19 protein-coding genes and 3 tRNA genes are annotated in these 18,556 nt (G+C 63.5%); 3 read left to right on the top strand and 19 right to left on the bottom strand.

Annotation, left to right across the window (positions count from 1 at the left end):
- Nucleotides 1–17: 17 nt before the first annotated feature.
- Genes ccmI through ccmA form a run of 9 tightly spaced genes read right to left on the bottom strand, consistent with a single transcriptional unit; the run spans nt 18 to nt 6,676 of the window.
- Nucleotides 18–914 carry a c-type cytochrome biogenesis protein CcmI gene (gene ccmI / locus RN346_RS03910; RefSeq protein WP_311962192.1) on the bottom strand — a complete coding sequence of 299 codons (897 nt, stop codon included), beginning with the start codon at nt 912–914 and terminating at the stop codon, nt 18–20.
- Nucleotides 911–1,381 carry a cytochrome c-type biogenesis protein gene (locus RN346_RS03905; RefSeq protein ID WP_409335782.1) on the bottom strand — a complete coding sequence of 157 codons (471 nt, stop codon included), beginning with the start codon at nt 1,379–1,381 and terminating at the stop codon, nt 911–913. Before RN346_RS03905 ends, ccmI begins: the two co-directional genes overlap by 4 nt.
- Nucleotides 1,372–1,896, bottom strand: coding sequence for a DsbE family thiol:disulfide interchange protein (locus tag RN346_RS03900; protein WP_311962190.1), 525 nt, complete (start codon nt 1,894–1,896; stop codon nt 1,372–1,374). Before RN346_RS03900 ends, RN346_RS03905 begins: the two co-directional genes overlap by 10 nt.
- Nucleotides 1,893–3,869 carry a heme lyase CcmF/NrfE family subunit gene (locus RN346_RS03895; protein WP_311960259.1) on the bottom strand — a complete coding sequence of 659 codons (1,977 nt, stop codon included), beginning with the start codon at nt 3,867–3,869 and terminating at the stop codon, nt 1,893–1,895. Before RN346_RS03895 ends, RN346_RS03900 begins: the two co-directional genes overlap by 4 nt.
- 3 nt (nt 3,870–3,872) lie before the next feature.
- Nucleotides 3,873–4,373, bottom strand: coding sequence for a cytochrome c maturation protein CcmE (gene ccmE, locus RN346_RS03890; protein ID WP_311962188.1), 501 nt, complete (start codon nt 4,371–4,373; stop codon nt 3,873–3,875).
- Nucleotides 4,363–4,590 carry a heme exporter protein CcmD gene (gene ccmD / locus RN346_RS03885; RefSeq protein ID WP_311962186.1) on the bottom strand — a complete coding sequence of 76 codons (228 nt, stop codon included), beginning with the start codon at nt 4,588–4,590 and terminating at the stop codon, nt 4,363–4,365. The genes ccmE and ccmD overlap by 11 nt, the downstream gene beginning before the upstream one ends.
- Nucleotides 4,587–5,327 carry a heme ABC transporter permease gene (locus RN346_RS03880; RefSeq protein WP_263584890.1) on the bottom strand — a complete coding sequence of 247 codons (741 nt, stop codon included), beginning with the start codon at nt 5,325–5,327 and terminating at the stop codon, nt 4,587–4,589. The genes ccmD and RN346_RS03880 overlap by 4 nt, the downstream gene beginning before the upstream one ends.
- A gap of 9 nt (nt 5,328–5,336) precedes the next feature.
- Nucleotides 5,337–6,053 (bottom strand): heme exporter protein CcmB, encoded by a 717-nt coding sequence (ccmB, locus tag RN346_RS03875; protein ID WP_311962184.1) that lies wholly within the window; start codon nt 6,051–6,053, stop codon nt 5,337–5,339.
- Entirely contained in the window at nt 6,050–6,676 is a 627-nt protein-coding gene (gene ccmA, locus RN346_RS03870) for a cytochrome c biogenesis heme-transporting ATPase CcmA (protein WP_311962182.1), read from the bottom strand. The genes ccmB and ccmA overlap by 4 nt, the downstream gene beginning before the upstream one ends.
- A 275-nt stretch (nt 6,677–6,951) precedes the next feature.
- On the opposite strand from ccmA, the gene RN346_RS03865 reads away from it, so the two are divergent.
- Nucleotides 6,952–7,353, top strand: a complete 402-nt coding sequence (locus RN346_RS03865) for a LexA family transcriptional regulator (RefSeq protein WP_263584893.1) — start codon at nt 6,952–6,954, stop codon at nt 7,351–7,353.
- Between the two features lie 19 nt (nt 7,354–7,372).
- Nucleotides 7,373–7,996 carry a YigZ family protein gene (locus tag RN346_RS03860; RefSeq protein ID WP_311962180.1) on the top strand — a complete coding sequence of 208 codons (624 nt, stop codon included), beginning with the start codon at nt 7,373–7,375 and terminating at the stop codon, nt 7,994–7,996.
- Nucleotides 7,997–8,195: 199 nt separating this feature from the next.
- Here RN346_RS03860 and RN346_RS03855 read toward each other — a convergent pair whose 3' ends face one another.
- From RN346_RS03855 to RN346_RS03845, 3 genes are all read right to left on the bottom strand, one after another.
- Nucleotides 8,196–9,515: a sodium ion-translocating decarboxylase subunit beta gene (locus RN346_RS03855; RefSeq protein WP_311962178.1), complete on the bottom strand. Its 1,320-nt coding sequence runs from the start codon at nt 9,513–9,515 to the stop codon at nt 8,196–8,198.
- 12 nt (nt 9,516–9,527) lie between these two features.
- Nucleotides 9,528–11,363 (bottom strand): sodium-extruding oxaloacetate decarboxylase subunit alpha, encoded by a 1,836-nt coding sequence (gene oadA, locus RN346_RS03850; protein WP_311962176.1) that lies wholly within the window; start codon nt 11,361–11,363, stop codon nt 9,528–9,530.
- A gap of 84 nt (nt 11,364–11,447) precedes the next feature.
- Nucleotides 11,448–11,705: an OadG family protein gene (locus RN346_RS03845; protein ID WP_263584897.1), complete on the bottom strand. Its 258-nt coding sequence runs from the start codon at nt 11,703–11,705 to the stop codon at nt 11,448–11,450.
- A 125-nt stretch (nt 11,706–11,830) separates the two neighbouring features.
- On the opposite strand from RN346_RS03845, the gene RN346_RS03840 reads away from it, so the two are divergent.
- Nucleotides 11,831–12,826: a tRNA-dihydrouridine synthase gene (locus RN346_RS03840; RefSeq protein ID WP_311962174.1), complete on the top strand. Its 996-nt coding sequence runs from the start codon at nt 11,831–11,833 to the stop codon at nt 12,824–12,826.
- Nucleotides 12,827–13,011: 185 nt separating this feature from the next.
- On the opposite strand, the gene RN346_RS03835 is transcribed toward RN346_RS03840, so the two are convergent.
- From RN346_RS03835 to RN346_RS03805, 7 genes are all read right to left on the bottom strand, one after another.
- A tRNA-Arg gene (locus tag RN346_RS03835) sits at nt 13,012–13,088 on the bottom strand.
- Nucleotides 13,089–13,164: 76 nt separating this feature from the next.
- Nucleotides 13,165–13,241, bottom strand: a tRNA-Arg gene (locus tag RN346_RS03830).
- A gap of 71 nt (nt 13,242–13,312) precedes the next feature.
- Nucleotides 13,313–13,405 (bottom strand) — tRNA-Ser (locus tag RN346_RS03825).
- Nucleotides 13,406–13,530: 125 nt separating this feature from the next.
- Nucleotides 13,531–13,719, bottom strand: a complete 189-nt coding sequence (csrA, locus tag RN346_RS03820; protein ID WP_252106858.1) for a carbon storage regulator CsrA — start codon at nt 13,717–13,719, stop codon at nt 13,531–13,533.
- A 199-nt stretch (nt 13,720–13,918) separates the two neighbouring features.
- Nucleotides 13,919–15,169: an aspartate kinase gene (locus RN346_RS03815; protein WP_311960251.1), complete on the bottom strand. Its 1,251-nt coding sequence runs from the start codon at nt 15,167–15,169 to the stop codon at nt 13,919–13,921.
- Between the two features lie 129 nt (nt 15,170–15,298).
- Nucleotides 15,299–17,905 carry an alanine--tRNA ligase gene (alaS, locus tag RN346_RS03810; protein ID WP_311962172.1) on the bottom strand — a complete coding sequence of 869 codons (2,607 nt, stop codon included), beginning with the start codon at nt 17,903–17,905 and terminating at the stop codon, nt 15,299–15,301.
- Between the two features lie 159 nt (nt 17,906–18,064).
- Nucleotides 18,065–18,550: a regulatory protein RecX gene (locus RN346_RS03805; RefSeq protein WP_311962171.1), complete on the bottom strand. Its 486-nt coding sequence runs from the start codon at nt 18,548–18,550 to the stop codon at nt 18,065–18,067.
- Between the last annotated feature and the right edge of the window lie 6 nt (nt 18,551–18,556).

The following is an 18,556-nucleotide window of genomic DNA, read 5'->3' as shown; positions in this document are numbered from 1 at the left end:
CGGAAAAAACGAGCGGGCTATTCAAACATACCATCGGTCGAAACGTTAGCCTCACTCGATGCCATACGCGCCTGGGCTTCGCGAATGCCGTCGCGCAGCGCCTCGCTCGTCTCGCCCTCGCCAAGGCTTGCCAGCGCCCGGCGCCAGCGGTCGATGGCAAGCGCGTAATCGCCTTCGCCAAAGGCGTGAACGCCGAGAAGGCTCAGGATTTTGGGCTGGCGCGGGTCCAGCGCCAGCACTTCGTCGACCAGCGCCTGCACCTCGGGGGTCAGCGTGCGCTCAGCCATGAAAAAGCGCAGCTCGGCGAGTTCGCTCAAAAGCGCCGGTGCGCGGCCTTCAATAGCGATCAGCCGGTTCAGCGCCTTTGCCGCCTGCTCGAGCCGGCCGGTTTCGCGATAGAGCGTGAACAGCGTTCCCCAGACGTTGGGGTTACCGGGCTGGCGGCCAGCCTCGGCTTCCAGCGGTGCAATGTAGCTCTCGAAAGAGTGCCCCGGGGTGCTCTCCCAGGCACTTCGCAGCGCGTAGAGCCGCAGATCACCCTCGGCGCCGCTTCGCTGGTAGCCGACCACCGCCGCGACGAGCACCGCTACCGCCACCAGCGGCACGACCCGCCGCCCGGCGCCTGGCTTTTTCAGCGCGCGTTTGGGCGCGGGCGCGGTGTCCTCAAGAAGGCTTCGCTCGAGCTCGAGTTTGTCCTCGTCAAAACGCGCCTGGTCGATGTCGCCACGATCGAGTGCGCTTTCCAATGAGGTGAGCCTGCGGCGAAAAATGGCGACGTTCTGGCGGTTGGCATCATCGCGCTCTTCAAAACGGCGCTGAGCCTCAAACAGCGCCCGCGCTCGCCAAAGCGGCGACAGCATCAGCCAAAGCGCCGGTAGCGCCGTGATCAGAAGTGCGATCCAGAGCGGCGTCATGGGCTCTTCTCCTCATCGATCAGCGCCTCGAGCCGGGCGCGCTCTTCGCGGCTCAGCGCGCGATGCGACGCCTGGCGTCGGGCGCGCACGATCAGCGAAAGCACCAGCGCGGCGAGGACCACAAGCGCCACCGGGATGCCCCAGAGCAGGTAGGTGCGGTTTTCAAGGCGCGGGTTGTAGAGGATGTACTCGCCGAAGCGCTCCACCATGTGATTGACGATTTCGCCATCCGACTGCCCCTGGTGGAGCAGCTCGAAAACGCGCTGGCGCATGTCGGCGGCGATGGGCGCGCTGGAGTCGTCGATCGCCTGGTTTTCGCACAGCGGGCAGCGCATCGAAGCGGTCAGATCGACGTAGCGCCGCTCGAGCACCGGATCACTGAACTCGCGCACCTCGATCGCCGCCAGCGCCGAGCCGGCCGTCAGCAGCAGCGCCAGCAAAAACCCCAAACGCCGAATCATCGCCACTTTTCCACCTCCGGCAGGATCTGCTCCTGGACATCGCTTGGTGAGATATAGCCCTTGTGGTGGTAGCGAATCACCCCCTTTTCATCGACCAGAAAGGTTTCCGGCGCGCCGTAGACGCCAAGATCGAAGCCCAGCGCGCCGTCGGGGTCGAACACGTTGACCTCGAAAGGATTGCCGTACTGCTGGAGAAATTCGGTGCCCTTCTCGCGGGTATCGCGGTAGTTCACCCCGACCAGACGGATGCCGTGATCGGCCAGTTCCAGAAGCTGGGGCATCTCCTGCTTGCAGGCCGGGCACCACTCGCCCCACACGTTGACCAGCGTCAGCTGGCCGTGCAAAAGCGACTCGTCCACGCGGCGCGTCTCGTCGCCAAGCGTGGTGGCGCTAAAGGCGGGAAACTCGCGGGCCATGAGTGCCGAGTCGCGCTGGCTTGGGTCGCGCGAAAGCCCCTGGTAGAAAAACAGCGCGATGCCGACGAAGCCGAGCGGCAGCAGTACCAATAGCCAGCGTCTCATGGCGTGACCTCGCGTTGGATGGGGGAAGACGCGCGCCGGTAGCGCCGGTCGATCACCGCCAGCACGCCGCCAAGCGCCATCAATAGCGCCCCGAGCCAGAGCCAGCGCACGAAGGGCTTGTACTGCACGCGCATGGCATAGCTGCCGTCGTCGAGGTCTTCGCCCATCGCCACGTAAAGATCGCGAAAAATCCCGGGGCTCAGCGCGACCTGGGTCATGGGCATGCCGGTGGCCAGATAAAGCCGCTTTTCCGGGCGCATGATGAACGCGCGCCCGTCGCCGCCCTTGCGCACCTCGATCACCGAGGTATCCGCCAAAAAGTTCGGCCCGCGGCGGCTAGTCAGCTCGCGCATGGTGAACTCATAGCCCGCTACCTCGACCGCGGTGTCCGGCGCCATGCGCACGTTGCGCTCGACGTTGTAGTTCGACACCACCGTCACCCCGACGATGGTCACGGCGAGTCCCACGTGGCCGAGCACCATGCCCCAGTAGGCGAGCGACAGCTTGCCAAGCCCGCGCCGGACCGAGCTCGCCCGGCGGCAGGTCGCGACCACGTCGCGAACCAGCGGCAGCACAATCCAGAGTGCGGCCAGAAGCCCAAGGCTCACCCACGGGTTCCAGCGCCCGGCGAAGAGCAGCGGCGCCGCCATGCTGAACACGAGCGCGGCAAGCCCGGAGAGCCACAGCGTACGCTTGAGCTCGACAAAGGGCATGCGCTTCCAGCGCGCCACGGGGCCTGCCCCCATGAACAGGCACATCACCAGGGTAAGCGGCACGAACAGCGCGTTGAAGTACGGCGGGCCGACGCTGATCTTGCCAAGGCCCAGCGAGTCCAGAATCAACGGGTAAACGGTGCCGAGCAGCACCGTGACGGTCATGATTACCAAGAGGAAATTGTTGATCAACAACAGCGCGTCCCGCGAGCACCAGCTAAAGCCGACCCGGTGGCTGACCCGGGGCGCACGCAGCGCGAACAGCAAAAGCGACAGCGTCACCGTCACACCCAGCAGCACCAGGATGAAAAAGCCGCGGGCCGGGTCGTTGGCGAAGGCGTGCACCGAGGTGAGCACGCCGGAGCGCACTAAAAACGTGCCCATCAGCGAAAGCGCAAAGGTGGTGATCGCCAGAAGTACCGTCCAGCTTTTGAAGGAGCCGCGCTTTTCGGTCACCGCCAGCGAGTGCAAAAGCGCCGTGCCGGTCAGCCAGGGCAGAAGCGAAGCGTTCTCGACCGGGTCCCAGAACCACCAGCCGCCCCAACCAAGCTCGTAGTACGCCCACCAGCTGCCAAGCGCGATGCCCACGGTCAAAAACGCCCAGGCCAGATTCGCCCAGGGCCTGGCCCAGCGCGTCCAGGCCGCGTCGAGGCGCCCGCCCATCAGCGCGGCGATGGCGAAGGCGAAGACCACCGAAAAACCGACGTAGCCCATGTAGAGCATCGGCGGATGGATCACCAGGCCGAAATCCTGCAGCAGCGGATTCAAGTCGGCGCCGTCGCCGGGCACGTTGGGCAGCAGCCGCTCGAAGGGGTTGGAGGTAAGCAGTATGAAAAGCAGAAAGCCGACGCTCACGAGCCCCATCACGCCAAGCACGCGGGCGACCATGTCGCGGGGCAGCGCGCGGGAGAAGCGCGAGGCGGCAAAGCCCCAGCCCGCGAGCATCAAACTCCACAAAAGTACCGAGCCTTCGTGATTGCCCCAGACGGCACTGGCCTTGTAGTACCAGGGCAGCAACGAGTTGGAGTTGTTGGCCACGTTGGCCACGCTGAAGTCGTCGAGCAGGTAGCTTGCAGTCAAACACACGTAAGCCGCGCCCAGAAACAGAAACTGCCCCGCCGCCATCGGCGCCCCGTACGCCATCCAGAGCGGACGCCGGCTCGCGCTTCCGGCCAGCGGCAGGATCGCCTGAAGCGCGGCCATCGAAAGCGCCAGAATCAGCGCGAAGTGGCCGACCTCGGGAATCATCCGTATCCACATGGGCTAGTCGTCCTCGCGGGTCGGCGCCGCCAAACGCTCGGCGACGCGCGCGGCCTTTTGCTGGTAGTCCGACGGCGCGTAGCCCGCGTCTTCCAACGCCTTTGCCACTTCCGGCGGCATGTAGTTTTCATCGTGGCGGGCAAGCACCTTGTCGGCGCGAATTCGCCCATCGCGCTGGAGTTCGCCGACCACGACCACGCCCTGACCTTCGCGAAAGAGATCCGGCAGGATGCCGCTATAAGTGACCTCGACCTCCTCCACGTAGTCGGTAACGACGAAGTCGACATCGAGGCTTTGCGGGTCACGGGCGACCGACCCCTCCTTGACCAGGCCCCCGGCGCGAATCTGGCGCTCGAGCGGCGCTTCGCCCATCGCGATCTGCACCGGGCTAAAAAACAGGTTGATGTTGGCGCGCAGCGCATAGAGCGTTAGCCCCAGAGCCACCGCCGCCAGCACCACCAGCCCCAAGAGCGCGAACAGTCGCTGTTGTCGTTTAGGCGTCATCGCTGACCTCGGTTGGCGTGGGGGTGGAGGGAGACTCGGTGCGGGCGCGCTCGCGCCGGGCGCGCCGTGAGAGTGCCTTGAGCAGCGCGCGCCGCTCGAGCTTCGCCTGCCAAAAGCAGAGCAACAGCAGCGCCGCGGTGACGCCCCAGGCCGACCAGACGTACACGCCGTGGCCGCCCATGGCGAAAAACGCACCGAGTGAGTCGAAGGCGCTCATGAAGAGGACTCCGTGAGCGCGCGCACCCAGCGCTTGTCGCCTTCGCGCCTTAAAATTTCGCTGCGCACGCGCACAAGTGTGAGCGCCGCGAAGAAGCTATAAAAGCCGATCACCATGAGCAAAAGCGGCAGCCACATCGACGCCGGCATGGCCGGGCGCTCGGTGAGCGAGAACGTGGCGGACTGGTGGAGCGTATACCACCACTCGACCGAATACTTGATGATCGGAATGTTGATCACCCCCACCATGGCGAGAAGCGACGCCGCCCGAGCCCCGCTCTGGCGGCTACCAAAGGCGCCGCGCAGTGCAATCACGCCCAGATAGAGAAACAGGAGAATCAGCATCGAGGTGAGCCTTGCGTCCCACACCCACCAGGTGCCCCAGGTCGGCACGCCCCACACGGCGCCGGAAAACAGCGCCGTAAACGTCATCACCGCGCCAAACGGCGCCATCACCGCGGCGGCCATGTCGGCCACCTTGATCTTCCAGACCATGAACACCAGGCTTGAAAGCGCCATCGCAATGAATACCGATTGGGCCAGGAGTGCTGCCGGCACGTGCACGTAGATGATGCGAAAGCTCTCGCCCTGCTGATAGTCCGCCGGCGCCAACGCCAGCCCCCAGACGCCCCCCGCGCCAAGCGACAGCGCCGCCAGCGCCCAGCACCAGGGTGTGAGCCGGCCGCTTAGCCGGTAAAACCACTGGGGTGATCCAAACTTGTGCACGATGGCCCACATGGCGGCTCCTCAACCGTTGAGACTGATACGAAGCGACGCGGCGATCGCCCAGGGGGCGAGCATCAGCGAAAGCGCCAAAAGCGCCCCCAAAATCGCGAGATAAGGCAAGGCGCTTTGCCCGGCGATGGCCGCCTCGACGGCGCCGGTACCAAACACCAGCACCGGAATGTAGAGCGGCAGGATCAAAAGCGAGGTCAGCACGCCGCCGCGAGCAAGCCCCACCGTGAGCGCCGCGCCGATCGCGCCGACCAAACTGAGTATGGCGCTGCCAAGCAGTAACGACAGCGTCAGCACCGCGTAGCTGCCCGCGGGAAGCGCCAGGAGCGTGGCGAGCAGCGGCGCCGAAAGCGAAAGCGGTAGCCCCGTTATCAGCCAGTGCACGCACACCTTGGCAAGCGTTTGGGTCCAAAGCGGCTGCGGCGCGAGCATGAGTTGCGCAAGGCTCCCATCCTCGAAGTCGCCGCGAAAGAGCGTATCCAGCGACAGCAGCGCGGCCAGAAGCGCCGCCACCCACAAAAGCCCTGGCGCTATCTCGGCCAAAAGCTTGGGGTCCGGCGAAATGCCGATCGGAAAGAGCGTGATCACCAGCGCGTAAAAGACCAGCGGATTGAGCGCCTCGCCTCGGCGACGAAACGCCAATGTTAGCCCGCGCGAGAGCGTGGCGATGAACGCACGCCCGGCTCCGTGAGGCGCCGCCCTTAATGCGCCGTCATTGCTGGCGCTCATGCCGGCCCCAGCTGCAGGCGGCGCACCCGCTCGAGCCCGCCAAGCGCGTGGTGAGTGGTGATGATGACGCTTCCCCCCGTTCTGGCGTGGTGCGAAAGCCGCTGCTCCAGCATCAAAACGCCTTCGCGGTCGAGCGCCGTAAAGGGCTCGTCGAGCACCCAGAGCGCCCGGGGGGTGAGCGTCAGCCTGGCAAGCGCCACGCGCCGGTTCTGGCCGGCGGAGAGCCGCCCGACGGGCGTATCCTCGAACCCGGCAAGCCCGACATCATTAAGCGCACGCTCGCAGCCAGCCTCATCCGGCGGCTCACCGCCCAGCGCCTGATACCAGGCCAGATTCTCGAGCGGCGTCAGCCCCGCCTTCACGCCGGGCGCGTGGCCCAGATAGAGCAGGTTCGCCAGAAACACATCGCGGCAGGTGCGAAGGGACTGACCATTGAACTCAAGTGCGCCTTCATAATCGTCGAGCTGCCCGGAGAGAATCTTCAAAAGCGTGGTCTTGCCGCTGCCGTTAGGCCCCTCGACGCGCAGGATCTCGCCGCGTTCAAGCGTCACGTTCAAGCCCACGAACAGCCAGCGGTCGTCGCGCTCGCAGGCAAGCTGTCGGGCTTGAAGGCGCAGGCTCAAGGGGCATCTCCAGGGCGTGAAGTTCGCGCGCACTGTACACAAAAATGCGCTTTCCCGCCAGCAAGCCGGCCCCAGTAAAGCGACGTGAACGCCGCTCGCGCCTGTCGTTGCGCACGCGAGTGGCAAGCGTTGAAACCGGTCTCCAGGTAAACGCCCTACAGGGGTAGCACTGTATTTAAAAACAGGTTTATACTCCAACCACTGTATGAAAAGACATGCTCTGCGCTTTTCACTTGTTCACGCCCAGGGAGCGGGCGATTGCTGGAGAGAAACCGATGATCGCATCACGACCGATTGAGCCTGCCACCGCCTCGCGCGTCGCGGCCAGCACGCGTAACCCCGCCCTTAAGCGGGTAACCGGTGAGCAGCGCGAAGTCACCCGGCGCAACACCTATGCGCTGCGCGTTCGCGGTCATCGCATGCAGCAGTACAATCTGTTTGACGGCGACGTGATCGTGATTCACCGCCAGCAGCGCGGTGGCCACCGGGAAATCGCCACCGCGACGATCAACCAGCGCGAAATCGCTCTCAAGGAGCTGTCGATCAGCCGGCTTGGCCTGCGCCTGTGCGCCGAAGGCGAGGCGATGCCGACGGTTTTCCTGCATAATAGCGATATACAGGTGCTGGGCATGGTGATGGGCGTTGAAAGCCCCGCCGCAACCACTCGGCGCCACTAACCGTTTCAGGGAGCCCCGCTTGCGCTACCGAGCCCCCGACCTTACGCTCGACACCCGTTTTGAAGCCGAGCTTGTCATCGAGAAAAGCCAGTTCATCGCCTGGCTTTGCCACGCGCCGACGCCAGAGGCCTTCGAGTCGCTTTTAAAAGCGGCGCGGTCGGCGCACCCAAGCGCCAGCCACCACTGCAGCGCCTTCATTGCCGGCCCACCCGGCGAGCAGACCCATATCGGATTTTCTGACGACGGCGAGCCCGGCGGCACCGCGGGGCGGCCGATGTATCAGGCACTTTCGGGAAGCGGGCTCGGTGAAATCGGCTGCGTGGTCATCCGCTACTTCGGTGGCACCAAACTCGGCACCGGCGGGCTGGCCCGTGCCTATGCTCAGTCGGTGAATAAAGCCCTCGAGACGCTGCCTACGCGCGAAATCGTCGAGCGTACGTCCTACCGTGTAAAGGTCGATTTCGCCCAGGAAGCCCAGGCCCGCGCCTACTTCGACGAACAGAGCGCGCCCATTACGGGTGCCGACTACGACGGCCAGGGCGTGACGCTGACCGTCGCCTGGCCCACCGACGAGCCGGCGGATTTCACCGTGCTCGAAAGTCGCCTGAAAAGCGCGCTGGACATTCAACGCGTCAAAACCTGACACGCCCCGCTCGAAAGCGGGGCGTGTCAGTTGGCCCATTCGTCTAATCCGGTGCAGGAAGCGGTGTCGCCCACCCCTACGTGAGGCGCTGTGAACCCTTCCCTGGGCGCTACTTTCGCCATCCCTGGCGAAAAACCCTCACTACGGGCTGCTCGACACCGCGCCACGTTCTCTGACGCTTTCACTTACACCGCGGCTTTTAGCCCAGATACTTGATCATCACACCGGCAGCCACCGCCGAGCCGATAACGCCGGCCACGTTCGGACCCATGGCGTGCATCAGCAGGAAGTTGTGCGGGTTCGACTCGAGCCCCACCTTGTTGGCGACCCTCGCAGCCATCGGCACGGCGGAAACGCCAGCGGCGCCAATCAGCGGGTTGATCGGCATTTTGCTCACCAGGTTCATCAGCTTGGCCATCAACACGCCGGCGGCGGTGCCGATGCCGAAGGCCACGATGCCCAGACCCAGAATGCCCAGCGTCTCGAAGGCAAGAAAGCTTTCGGCCATGAGCTTCGAGCCCACCGAAAGCCCCAGTACGATGGTGACGATGTTGATCAGCGCGTTCTGGGCAGTGTCTGCCAGCCGCTCGACCACACCGCATTCGCGCATCAGGTTACCAAAGCAGAACATGCCCAGAAGTGGCGCGGCGTCCGGCAGAAACATCGCCACCAGCAGCAGCAAAATGATCGGAAAGACGATCTTTTCGAGCTTCGAGACCGGACGCAGCTGCGTCATGGCGATCTTGCGCTCCTTGTCGGTGGTCAACAGGCGCATGATCGGCGGCTGAATCAGCGGTACCAGCGCCATGTAGGCGTAAGCCGCCACGGCGATCGCCCCCAGCAGTTCCGGGGCCAGCACGCTCGAGACATAAATCGAGGTCGGCCCGTCCGCGCCGCCGATGATGCCGATCGCCGCGGCCTGATTGAGCGAAAAGTCCATCACGCCCATCGAGGTGAGCAGCACCGCGCCAAAAAGCGTCGCGAAGATGCCGAACTGCGCCGCCGCGCCGAGAAACAGCGTACGCGGGTTGGCCAACAGCGGGCCGAAGTCGGTCATCGCCCCCACGCCCATGAAAATCACCAGCGGCGCGATGCCCGAACCGATGGCCACGCTGTAGAAGTTGTAGAGCACGCCGTTGCTGTAGCCTGCCGCCACGGCGATGTCCCGGGCGGCGCGCGCTGCTTCCGGGGCGGCGTCGTGCGCGACCACCTTGAGCGCTTCGCGCCAGGCCTCCAACCCTGCCGCCGGGTCGAGCGCCACCCCCAGGGCGTCGCCGATCTGCTCCAGCAGCGCCGGGCGCGCCACGTCGATCGCCTGATCGAGCGCCGAAATCGCAAGCCCCGCCTCGGGGATGTTGGCCAGAATCCCGCCAAAACCGATCGGCACCAGCAGCAGTGGCTCGAACTTCTTGTAGATGGCGAGATACAAAAGCACCAGCGCCACCACCATCATGACCGCCTGGCCGAGCTGGAGGTTATAAAGCCCCGAGCCTTCCCACAGGGTAATCAATTTATCCATTATCGGATGCCCTTAAAGCTCGACCAGAGAGTCGCCTACGGCGACGCTGTCGCCTTCGCTCACGTTGACGCTGGACACCGTGCCGCCGCTCTGGGCGCGCACCTCGGTTTCCATCTTCATGGCTTCGAGAATGATCACCACGTCGCCTTCACTCACCTGATCACCCACCTTCACGTTGACCTTGAAGATGTTACCGGCCAGCGGCGCATCGATGCTCTCCCCGCTCGAAGCGGCCGGTTCGCTCGTTGGCGCCGACGCCGATGACGCGCTGGTCTCGGTAATTTGGCCAATATCGCCGCCTTCGGCGACCTCGACCACGTAGGCCTTGCCGTTGAGCTTGACGGTATAGGTCTCGGGTCCGCCGGCCGTTGCCGCGCCAGCCGATGCCGGTGACCGAACATTGGACTTGTCGTCACCCCTGGCTTGCTCGACCTGGGGCGCGGGCTCGAAGGCGTCCGGGTTGTCGCGGTTTTTCAGGAACTTCAGGCCGATCTGTGGAAACAGCGCGTAGGTCAGTACGTCGTCGATGCGCTGCTCGCCTTCGCTCAGGCGAATGCTCTCGGCGCTCGCCTTCTCTTCGAGCTCGCTTTTTAGCCGCTCCATCTCGGGCGACAGGTTGTCTGCCGGTCGGCAGGTGATCGGCTCACCGCCTTCCAGTACGCGCGTTTGAAGCTCCGAATTGAACGGCGCGGGCGCGGCCCCGTATTCACCTTTCAACAGCGCCTGCACTTCCTTGGAGATCGACTTGTAGCGCTCATTCATCATCACGTTCATCACCGACTGGGTGCCGACGATTTGCGAGGTCGGCGTTACCAGCGGTATGAAACCCAGGTCTTCACGCACCCGCGGAATTTCCTCGAGCACGTCGTCGAGCCGGTCGCCGGCGCCCTGCTCCTTGAGCTGGCCCTCCATGTTGGTGAGCATGCCGCCGGGCACCTGAGCGGTCAGGATGCGCGAGTCGATGCCTTTGAGCGAGCCTTCGAAGGCGGCGTACTTCTTGCGCACCTGACGGAAATAGCCGGCAATGTCCTCGAGCGCCTCAAGATCGAGGCCGGTGTCGCGGTCGGTGTCCTTGAGCATTGCCACCACGGATTCGGTCGGGCTGTGGCCGTAGGTCATCGACATCGATGAAATCGCGGTGTCGACGTTGTCCACGCCGGCCTCGACTGCTTTCAAGATGGTCGAGGTCGAAAGCCCGGTGGTCGCGTGGCAGTGCAGGTGAACCGGAATCGACAGCGCCCTTTTCAGCCGCGTGACCAGCTCGAAAGCGGTGTAAGGCGTCAAAAGGCCCGCCATGTCCTTGATGGCCAGCGAGTCGGCGCCCATCCCGGCGATGGTCTGGGCAAGCTCCACCCAGCTGTCCAGGGTATGAACCGGGCTTACGGTGTAGGAGATGGTGCCCTGGGCGTGGCCGCCGAACTGGCGCACGGCCTTGATCGCGCGCTCCAGGTTACGTGGGTCGTTCATGGCGTCGAACACGCGAAACACGTCGACGCCGTTGGTTTTGGCGCGCTCGACGAATTTATCGACGACGTCATCGGCGTAGTGGCGGTAGCCCAGCAGGTTCTGGCCGCGCAGCAGCATGGCCTGAGGTGTGTTGGGCATCGCTTCCTTGAGCGCGCGAATACGCTCCCAGGGATCTTCGCCCAGATAGCGAATGCAGGCATCGAACGTCGCCCCGCCCCAGGTCTCCAATGACCAGAAGCCGATTCTGTCGAGCTTTTCGGCAATCGGCAGCATATCGTCCAGGCGAAGGCGCGTAGCGAACAGCGATTGGTGGGCGTCGCGCAACACGACATCGGTGATGCCCAGCGGGCGGGGTTTCTCGTGTGTGACTGGCTCGTTCATGGCTCGTTTCCAAAATTGTTTTGTTAGTAAACTTAACAAAAAAAGCCGCTTTATCTTTGTAAAGTTCGCTAGTCAGCGGTGTCGCTATCGGGTACGCGAACTGCGGTAACGATGCACCGCGGCAGAGATGACCGCCACGACCTCGTCGTCCTGACCCGCCGGGGTCGCGCCAGCGCTGGATTTGACACGCGTTGGCGTGGATTCGGCGGCGGGCTGCATGCGCGTTATCAGCGCCGACATCAGCACTACGCTGATCACCAGTATGGTAAGAAAAACAAACACAAAGCCCATCCCCAATCCCATCAGGGCCAGCCCTTCCTGTAGCAGCTCTTCTTCTTGCACGGTTTTCTCCCGAATGATCCCATCGATTGGCGCGCCGGGCTTTTGCAAAGGCGCTTGGCGCAGTAAGGACAATCCTCTAACCTGCCATATCCAGCATATATTGCAATGCCGCAAAAGTGGAAGTCATGGTTGTTAATTTACTACAAAAGGGGGAAATCGGCCTGGCGCCGATGGAGGGTGTCATCGACGCTCTCACCCGCGATTTGCTCACCCGAGAGCGCGGCTTCGATTGGACGGTGACCGAGTTCGTACGCGTGGTGGATGCGCGCCTGCCACCCCGAGTGTTCTACAAGCACTGCCCGGAGCTCGAGCACCCGCCGGTCGCCACGCCCAGCGGCGTGCCGGTGCACCTGCAGCTTCTGGGTTCTGACCCGGTGGCGCTGGCTGCCAACGCGCGTCAGGCGCTCGAGCTGGGCGCGGTCAGCATGGATCTGAACTTTGGCTGCCCGGCCAAACTCGTCAACCGCCACGACGGCGGCGCCTCGCTGTTGCGCCGCCCGGAGCGGGTCTTTCGCGCGGTGAACGCGGTGCACGAAGCCCTGGAGGGGCGCATCCCGGTCACGGCAAAGATTCGTCTGGGCTTTTCCGATCGGCGCCTGGCGGTAGCCTGCGGCCAGGCCGCCGAGGCGGGTGGCGCCGCAAGGCTGGTGGTACACGGGCGCACCCGTGACGAAGGCTATCGGCCGCCGGCGCACTGGGAGTGGATCGGGCGCATCCGCGAGCGGCTCTCGATCCCGGTGGTGGCCAATGGCGATATCTGGACGCTGGAGGATTACTGGAAGGCGCGCACGCTTTCGGGCTGTCGCGACGTGATGCTCGGGCGCAGTGCGCTGGCGGACCCCTGGCTTGCCCCGCGCATTCGTCACTGGCTGGACACCGGCGAGCGCCTGCCCGAAACCAGCTGGGCGATGCGCGCAGGCGTCATCGCCGAGTACGCAAGGCGCCAGCGCGAAGCGCTGCCCGAGCGCGTGGTCGTGTCGCTGGTCAAGCAGTGGCTGGCCCAGATGCGCCAGGCAAGCACCGAGGCCAACCAGCATTTTCAGCGCTTGAAGCGCATCACCGAACTCGACGTGCTGCTCGCCGAGCTCGCCCCAACCCCCAGGGCGTGCGCCCTCGCCTAGCCATTAGCCAAAAAAAAACGCCTGACCACGTAGCGTGGCAGGCGTTTTAAACGACCGCAGAGAGCGCGAGCAGCTCTCATGCACAGGCTCCATCCTCCTGAACCAGCCTGCGGGGCGCGTCTGGCGTGTTTACATGGCGCCGACGCAGAAAACCCGCCTCAAAAGAGACGGGTTTTCCTGGAATTTGGCGCGCCCGGGAGGATTCGAACCTCCGACCCTCTGATTCGTAGTCAGATACTCTATCCAGCTGAGCTACGGGCGCTTTACAAAATGTCCTGCTACTTTCTCGATTCAAATCGACGGATGTAATCGCGCGATTCGATCAAACAACCTGTGGATGGCGCGCCCGGGAGGATTCGAACCTCCGACCCTCTGATTCGTAGTCAGATACTCTATCCAGCTGAGCTACGGGCGCATATCCAATGAAAACTCGCTCGATTCCAAAATACTTCGAAACGTAAAACGATTTTCAACAAGTTCGGCAGTTGGCGGAGAGAGAGGGATTCGAACCCTCGATAGGGCTATAAACCCTATACTCCCTTAGCAGGGGAGCGCCTTCAGCCACTCGGCCACCTCTCCTCAACGGCACGGCGCGAATATTACCGATTATGCATTGGGTTGTCCAGACTTAAGCAGAAATTTTTTCGCACCGGCTTCATGTTAGCGCTTAGACGCCCTCTAGTGGACGTGGGATAAGCCGCCATTTATTCAGGTTCGCTTTCGGTGTCACGCTCGCGCTGAATGCGCTGGTAGATCTCTTCGCGATGTACGGCGACATCCTTGGGAGCATTCACACCAATTCTGACCTGATTACCTTTTACTCCCAACACTGTGACGGTGATCTCATCACCTATCATCAGCGTTTCGCCTACGCGGCGCGTTAGGATGAGCATGGCTGATCTCCTTCTCAGACGTTTGTACAACGAACCGTGTCCGCCAGAGGCGTCACCGTCGCTATTATGCGACAAAGCGACACCAGTCACCAACGACTGTTGCCTCTGGCTCCATGACACGTTAAGCATTCGCTGTAAGTGAGCTCACCACCGTTGGCAGCAAGTTACCTATTAGCGTAGAAGGTTTAGAGCACAAATGTTATTCAGATTCTATATTTGTGCTGTCCAAACCGAACGCCTTGTGTAGCGCGTTCACCGCCAGTTCCATATGCTTTTCATCGATGACCACGGAAATCTTGATTTCCGAGGTGGAGACCATACGGATATTGACGTTCTCATCGGCCAATACACGAAACATCTTCGAGGCAACGCCGGCGTGAGAGCGCATGCCGACACCCACCAGCGAGACCTTGGCGATGTTGTCGTCACCGCGCAGCTCGCCGCCGCCCAGATCCGGAATCACGCTCTCTTCCAGAAGCTTTTTGGTCGCCTTGTAGTCGCCCTTGGCCACGGTGAAGGTGAAGTCGGTGTAGTCGCCGGCGGGGGCCACGTTCTGCACGATCATGTCGACTTCGATGTTGGCGTCGGCGATCGGGCCGAGAATGCGTGAGGCGACACCCGGCACGTCTGGCGTATGCAAAAGGGTCAGCTTGGCTTCGTTCTTGGTAAAGGCGATACCGGAGATCAGCGGTTCTTCCATGGAATCCTCGTCTTGGTCAGAATCAGCAACAATTAGGGTACCGGGGCCATCCTCGAAACTGGACAGCACCCGAAGCGGAACGTTGTACTTGCCAGCGAACTCCACCGCGCGAATCTGCAGCACCTTGGATCCCAGGCTTGCAAGCTCCAGCATCTCCTCGACGGTGATGCTCGTAAGGCGCTGCGCCTTCGAGCAGACGCGCGGGTCGGTGGTGTAGACGCCGTCGACATCGGTATAGATCTGGCACTCGTCGGCACCGAGCGCCGCGGCCAGGGCCACGCCGGTGGTGTCCGAGCCGCCGCGACCGAGGGTCGTGATGTTGCCCTCTTCATCCACGCCCTGAAAGCCCGCCACGACCACGACCTTGCCTTCGTCGAGGTCGGTCTTGAGATCGTCGGTTTCGATGCGCTGAATGCGCGCCTTGGTGTAAGCGCTGTCGGTGTGGATACCCACCTGGGCGCCGGTGTGCGAGGTCGCCGACACGCCGAGCTGCTGCAGCGCCATCGCCAGCAGTGAAATGGTGACCTGCTCGCCGGTGGAGAGCAGCATGTCCATTTCGCGCGGCGCCGGGTCTTCGTTGAGCGCGTGGGCCATATCGGTGAGGCGGTTGGTCTCGCCGCTCATGGCGGAGACCACCACCACGATCTGGTGGCCCTGGTCGCGAAAGCCTTTTACCTTTTCCGCCACGGCCTTGATCCGGTCGACGGAGCCGACCGACGTACCGCCGAACTTTTGTACGTATAGTGCCATATGCCATTTTCCCTATGCGTTCGGAGTAAAAGAGTAATAGTAGACTAGCGGGAAATTAGCGTTGGAAACATGCGCTAGTCTGACTACCGCTATAAAAAGGGCCGATGGCAGCGCCACCGGCCCTTTGAGTTAGAGCGCGTTTGCAAGCCAGGCCGGCACGCTATCGAGCGCCCCGGGCAGCGCCTCGGGCTGGCTGCCGCCGGCTTGGGCCATGTCCGCGCGCCCGCCCCCCTTGCCGCCGACCTGTGCGGCGACGTGGTTGACCAGTTCGCCGGCCTTGACGCGGTCGGTGAGATCGTCGGTCACCCCGGCGATCAGGCTCACCTTGCCCGCCGCCTGGTCCGCGACCGCCAACAGGATCACGCCGGAGCCGATCTTCTGCTTGAGCTGGTCGAGCATGCCGCGAAGGTCCTTGCCGGAAACGCCTTCGAGCCGAGTCGCCAGAAGCTTCACGCCGCTTACTTCTTGGACCTGGCCAAGCAGGTCACTGCCGGCGGAGCTTGCAAGCTTCGCCTTGAGCTGCTCGAGCTCTTTTTCGAGCGTGCGGTTGCGCTCAAACAGCGACTCTACGCGGGACTCGACCTGCTCGGGCTTGGCCTTGAGCCGCGCCCCCAGGCGCTCGAGCGTGGCTTCCTGCTGCTGGAAGTAGGCCAGCGCGTTCTCGCCGGTGATTGCCTCGATACGACGAACGCCGGCGGCGGTGCCCGCCTCACTCACGATATGGAAGCAGCCGATATCGCCGCTTCGCGCCACGTGGGTGCCACCGCAAAGCTCGATGGAGAAGTCGTCAGCTCCGATGGTCAGCACGCGCACGCTGTCGGCGTATTTCGCCTCGAACAGCGCCGCTGCGCCCTTGGCTTTCGCCTCGGAAAGCGTCATCTGCTCGGTGCGGGTCGGAGCGTTGGCCAGCACCTGCTCGTTGACCAGCCGCTCGACCTCGGAAAGCTGCTCGGCGCTCAGCGCCTCGAAATGGCTGAAATCGAAGCGCAGGCGCTCGGCGTTGACCAGCGAGCCCTTCTGCTGGACGTGGTCGCCCAGTACGATGCGCAGCGCTTCGTGCAGCAGGTGGGTGGCGGAGTGGTTGCGCACCGTGGCGGCGCGAAGGCCGGTGTCGACCTCGCCACGTACATGGACACCGACGCTCAGCGTGCCTTCGACCATCACGCCCTGGTGCAGGTGGTGGCCGCTCTGCTTCTGGGTATCGGTGACCTGAAAGCGCCCGCCGTCGACGTGCAGGTAGCCGGTGTCGCCCACCTGGCCGCCGGACTCGCCGTAGAACGGCGTGCGATCCAGCACCACGATCCCCTTCTGCCCTGCCTCGAGCGCGGCCAGCGCGTTGCCTTCGGTATCGAGTAGCGCCGTCACCTGGGCGTCGTCGGCTAAAAGCTCGTACCCGGTGAAGTCGGTGGCGCCTTCGAGCTCGATGTTGGCGCTGTAGTCGGCGCCGAACTGGCTCGCCGCGCGGGCGCGCTCACGCTGGGCCTCGAGCTCGCGCTGGAAACCCGCTTCATCGAGTGTGACGCCGCGCTCGCGGCAGACGTCCGCGGTCAAATCGAAGGGGAAACCGTAGGTGTCGTAGAGCTTGAACACGGTCTCGCCGGGCAGCGTGTCGCCGTCGAGATTCTCCAGCGCTTCGGTCAGAAGCCCCATGCCATGATCCAGCGTGCGGGCGAACTGCTCCTCTTCTTTCAGCAGCACTCGGGCGATCTGCGCGCTCGACTCGCGAAGCTCCGGGTAGGCGTCGCCCATCTCCGCATCCAGCGCCTCGACCAGCTCATGGAAGAACGTTCCCGTGGCGCCAAGCTTGTGGCCGTGGCGTACCGCGCGGCGAATGATCCGGCGCAGGACGTAGCCGCGCCCTTCGTTGGAGGGCAGCACGCCGTCGGCGATCAAGAACGCGCAGGAACGGATGTGGTCGGCGATGACGCGAAGCGACGGTGCCTCGAGATCATGGGAGCCGGTGGCCTGCGCGGCCGCTTTCAGCAGGTTCTGGAACAGGTCGATCTCGTAGTTGGAGTGCACGCCCTGCATGACCGCCGCAACACGCTCAAGCCCCATGCCGGTGTCGATCGAAGGCTTGGGCAGCGGATGCAACGTGCCCTCGGCGTCACGGTCGAACTGCATGAAGACCAGGTTCCAGATCTCGATGTAGCGGTCGCCGTCTTCCTCCGGGCTTCCGGGCGGCCCGCCCCAAACGTCAGCGCCGTGATCGAAAAATATTTCCGAGCTCGGCCCGCACGGGCCGGTATCGCCCATCTGCCAGAAATTGTCCTCGTCCAGACGCGAGAAGCGCTCGGGGTCGATGCCGATCTCCTCTTTCCAGATCTTTTCGGCCTCGTCGTCGCTGATATGCACGGTGACCCAAAGCTTCTCCTTTGGAAGGCCCAGGGTGTCGGTCAGAAACGTCCAGGCAAAGCGGATGGCATCACGCTTGAAGTAGTCGCCGAAGCTGAAGTTGCCCAGCATCTCGAAAAACGTGTGGTGGCGCGCGGTGTAACCGACGTTGTCCAGGTCGTTGTGCTTGCCACCGGCGCGCACGCAGCGCTGGGCCGAGGTGGCGCGCACGTAGGGGCGCGGGTCGCGGCCCAGAAAAACGTCCTTGAACGGCACCATGCCGGCGTTGGTGAACAAAAGCGTTGGGTCGTTGCCGGGCACCAGCGAGCTGGTGGGAACCACGGTGTGTCCGTGCTCTTCGAAATAGGAGAGGAAGGCCTGCCTGATCGCTGCGCTTTTCATAGGGGTTCCGTGACAATGAAGCGTGATGCCCCGGGGCGCTATCGCCGCCACCCTGGGAGCCGCAAAACATCCATTATAACGAAGTTGTCACGCGACTAAAGCCACGAAGCGCTGGCGTCTTACAAGCAGTGCGATGGGTGAAGGAATTACAGGTGCGGTTTAGTCGGAAAGCGTGGAGAGCGCGTAGCGAATCTGCTCGAAGTCGAAGCCGCGCTGAGCCAGAAAGCGCTCGCGTTTGGCGCGCTCTTTGGGGGGCACAAAACGCTCGCCCGAAGGCGCCCCGGACGTGCGAAAGCGCCGCTGTAGCGTTTCAGCCGCCAGTTCGAACCAGTCGATGCGCTCCTGCTCGGCGACCGCGTTAATCGCCTGCGTTTGGGCCTCGCCTCTGATGCCACGGCGACCAAGCTCCATTTTGATGCGCATGGGCCCCTGGCCTCGCAGCACCCGCGAGCGTACGAAACTTTCGCTGAAGCGGTCGTCGTTTTGAAGCCCCTGCTCCTCGAGGGCGTCGAGGCATTCGAGGATATCGGCCTCCTCGAACGTCTTTTGCGCAAGCTTTTCATGGAGCTCGGCGCGGGAGTACTCGCGCCGGGCCAGTAGATCGATGGCGACCCCGCGCGGGGTCGCGTTACCGGCGCCAAACATGGCTCT

It is taken from the genome of Halomonas sp. PAMB 3232, assembly GCF_031954225.1.
GTDB lineage: Bacteria > Pseudomonadota > Gammaproteobacteria > Pseudomonadales > Halomonadaceae > Vreelandella.
This window is presented reverse-complemented; position numbering and strand designations above follow the sequence as displayed.

What these genes read in the sequence shown, in the direction of transcription:
- ccmI (WP_311962192.1), bottom strand. Translation starts at nt 914, where the DNA reads ATGACGCCGCTCTGGATCGCACTTCTGATCACGGCGCTACCGGCGCTT.
- RN346_RS03900 (WP_311962190.1), bottom strand. Translation starts at nt 1,896, where the DNA reads ATGAGACGCTGGCTATTGGTACTGCTGCCGCTCGGCTTCGTCGGCATC.
- RN346_RS03895 (WP_311960259.1), bottom strand. Translation starts at nt 3,869, where the DNA reads ATGTGGATACGGATGATTCCCGAGGTCGGCCACTTCGCGCTGATTCTG.
- ccmE (WP_311962188.1), bottom strand. Translation starts at nt 4,373, where the DNA reads ATGACGCCTAAACGACAACAGCGACTGTTCGCGCTCTTGGGGCTGGTG.
- ccmD (WP_311962186.1), bottom strand. Translation starts at nt 4,590, where the DNA reads ATGAGCGCCTTCGACTCACTCGGTGCGTTTTTCGCCATGGGCGGCCAC.
- RN346_RS03880 (WP_263584890.1), bottom strand. Translation starts at nt 5,327, where the DNA reads ATGTGGGCCATCGTGCACAAGTTTGGATCACCCCAGTGGTTTTACCGG.
- ccmB (WP_311962184.1), bottom strand. Translation starts at nt 6,053, where the DNA reads ATGAGCGCCAGCAATGACGGCGCATTAAGGGCGGCGCCTCACGGAGCC.
- RN346_RS03865 (WP_263584893.1), top strand. Translation starts at nt 6,952, where the DNA reads ATGATCGCATCACGACCGATTGAGCCTGCCACCGCCTCGCGCGTCGCG.
- RN346_RS03855 (WP_311962178.1), bottom strand. Translation starts at nt 9,515, where the DNA reads ATGGATAAATTGATTACCCTGTGGGAAGGCTCGGGGCTTTATAACCTC.
- oadA (WP_311962176.1), bottom strand. Translation starts at nt 11,363, where the DNA reads ATGAACGAGCCAGTCACACACGAGAAACCCCGCCCGCTGGGCATCACC.
- RN346_RS03840 (WP_311962174.1), top strand. Translation starts at nt 11,831, where the DNA reads ATGGTTGTTAATTTACTACAAAAGGGGGAAATCGGCCTGGCGCCGATG.
- csrA (WP_252106858.1), bottom strand. Translation starts at nt 13,719, where the DNA reads ATGCTCATCCTAACGCGCCGCGTAGGCGAAACGCTGATGATAGGTGAT.
- RN346_RS03815 (WP_311960251.1), bottom strand. Translation starts at nt 15,169, where the DNA reads ATGGCACTATACGTACAAAAGTTCGGCGGTACGTCGGTCGGCTCCGTC.
- alaS (WP_311962172.1), bottom strand. Translation starts at nt 17,905, where the DNA reads ATGAAAAGCGCAGCGATCAGGCAGGCCTTCCTCTCCTATTTCGAAGAG.
- RN346_RS03805 (WP_311962171.1), bottom strand. Translation starts at nt 18,550, where the DNA reads ATGTTTGGCGCCGGTAACGCGACCCCGCGCGGGGTCGCCATCGATCTA.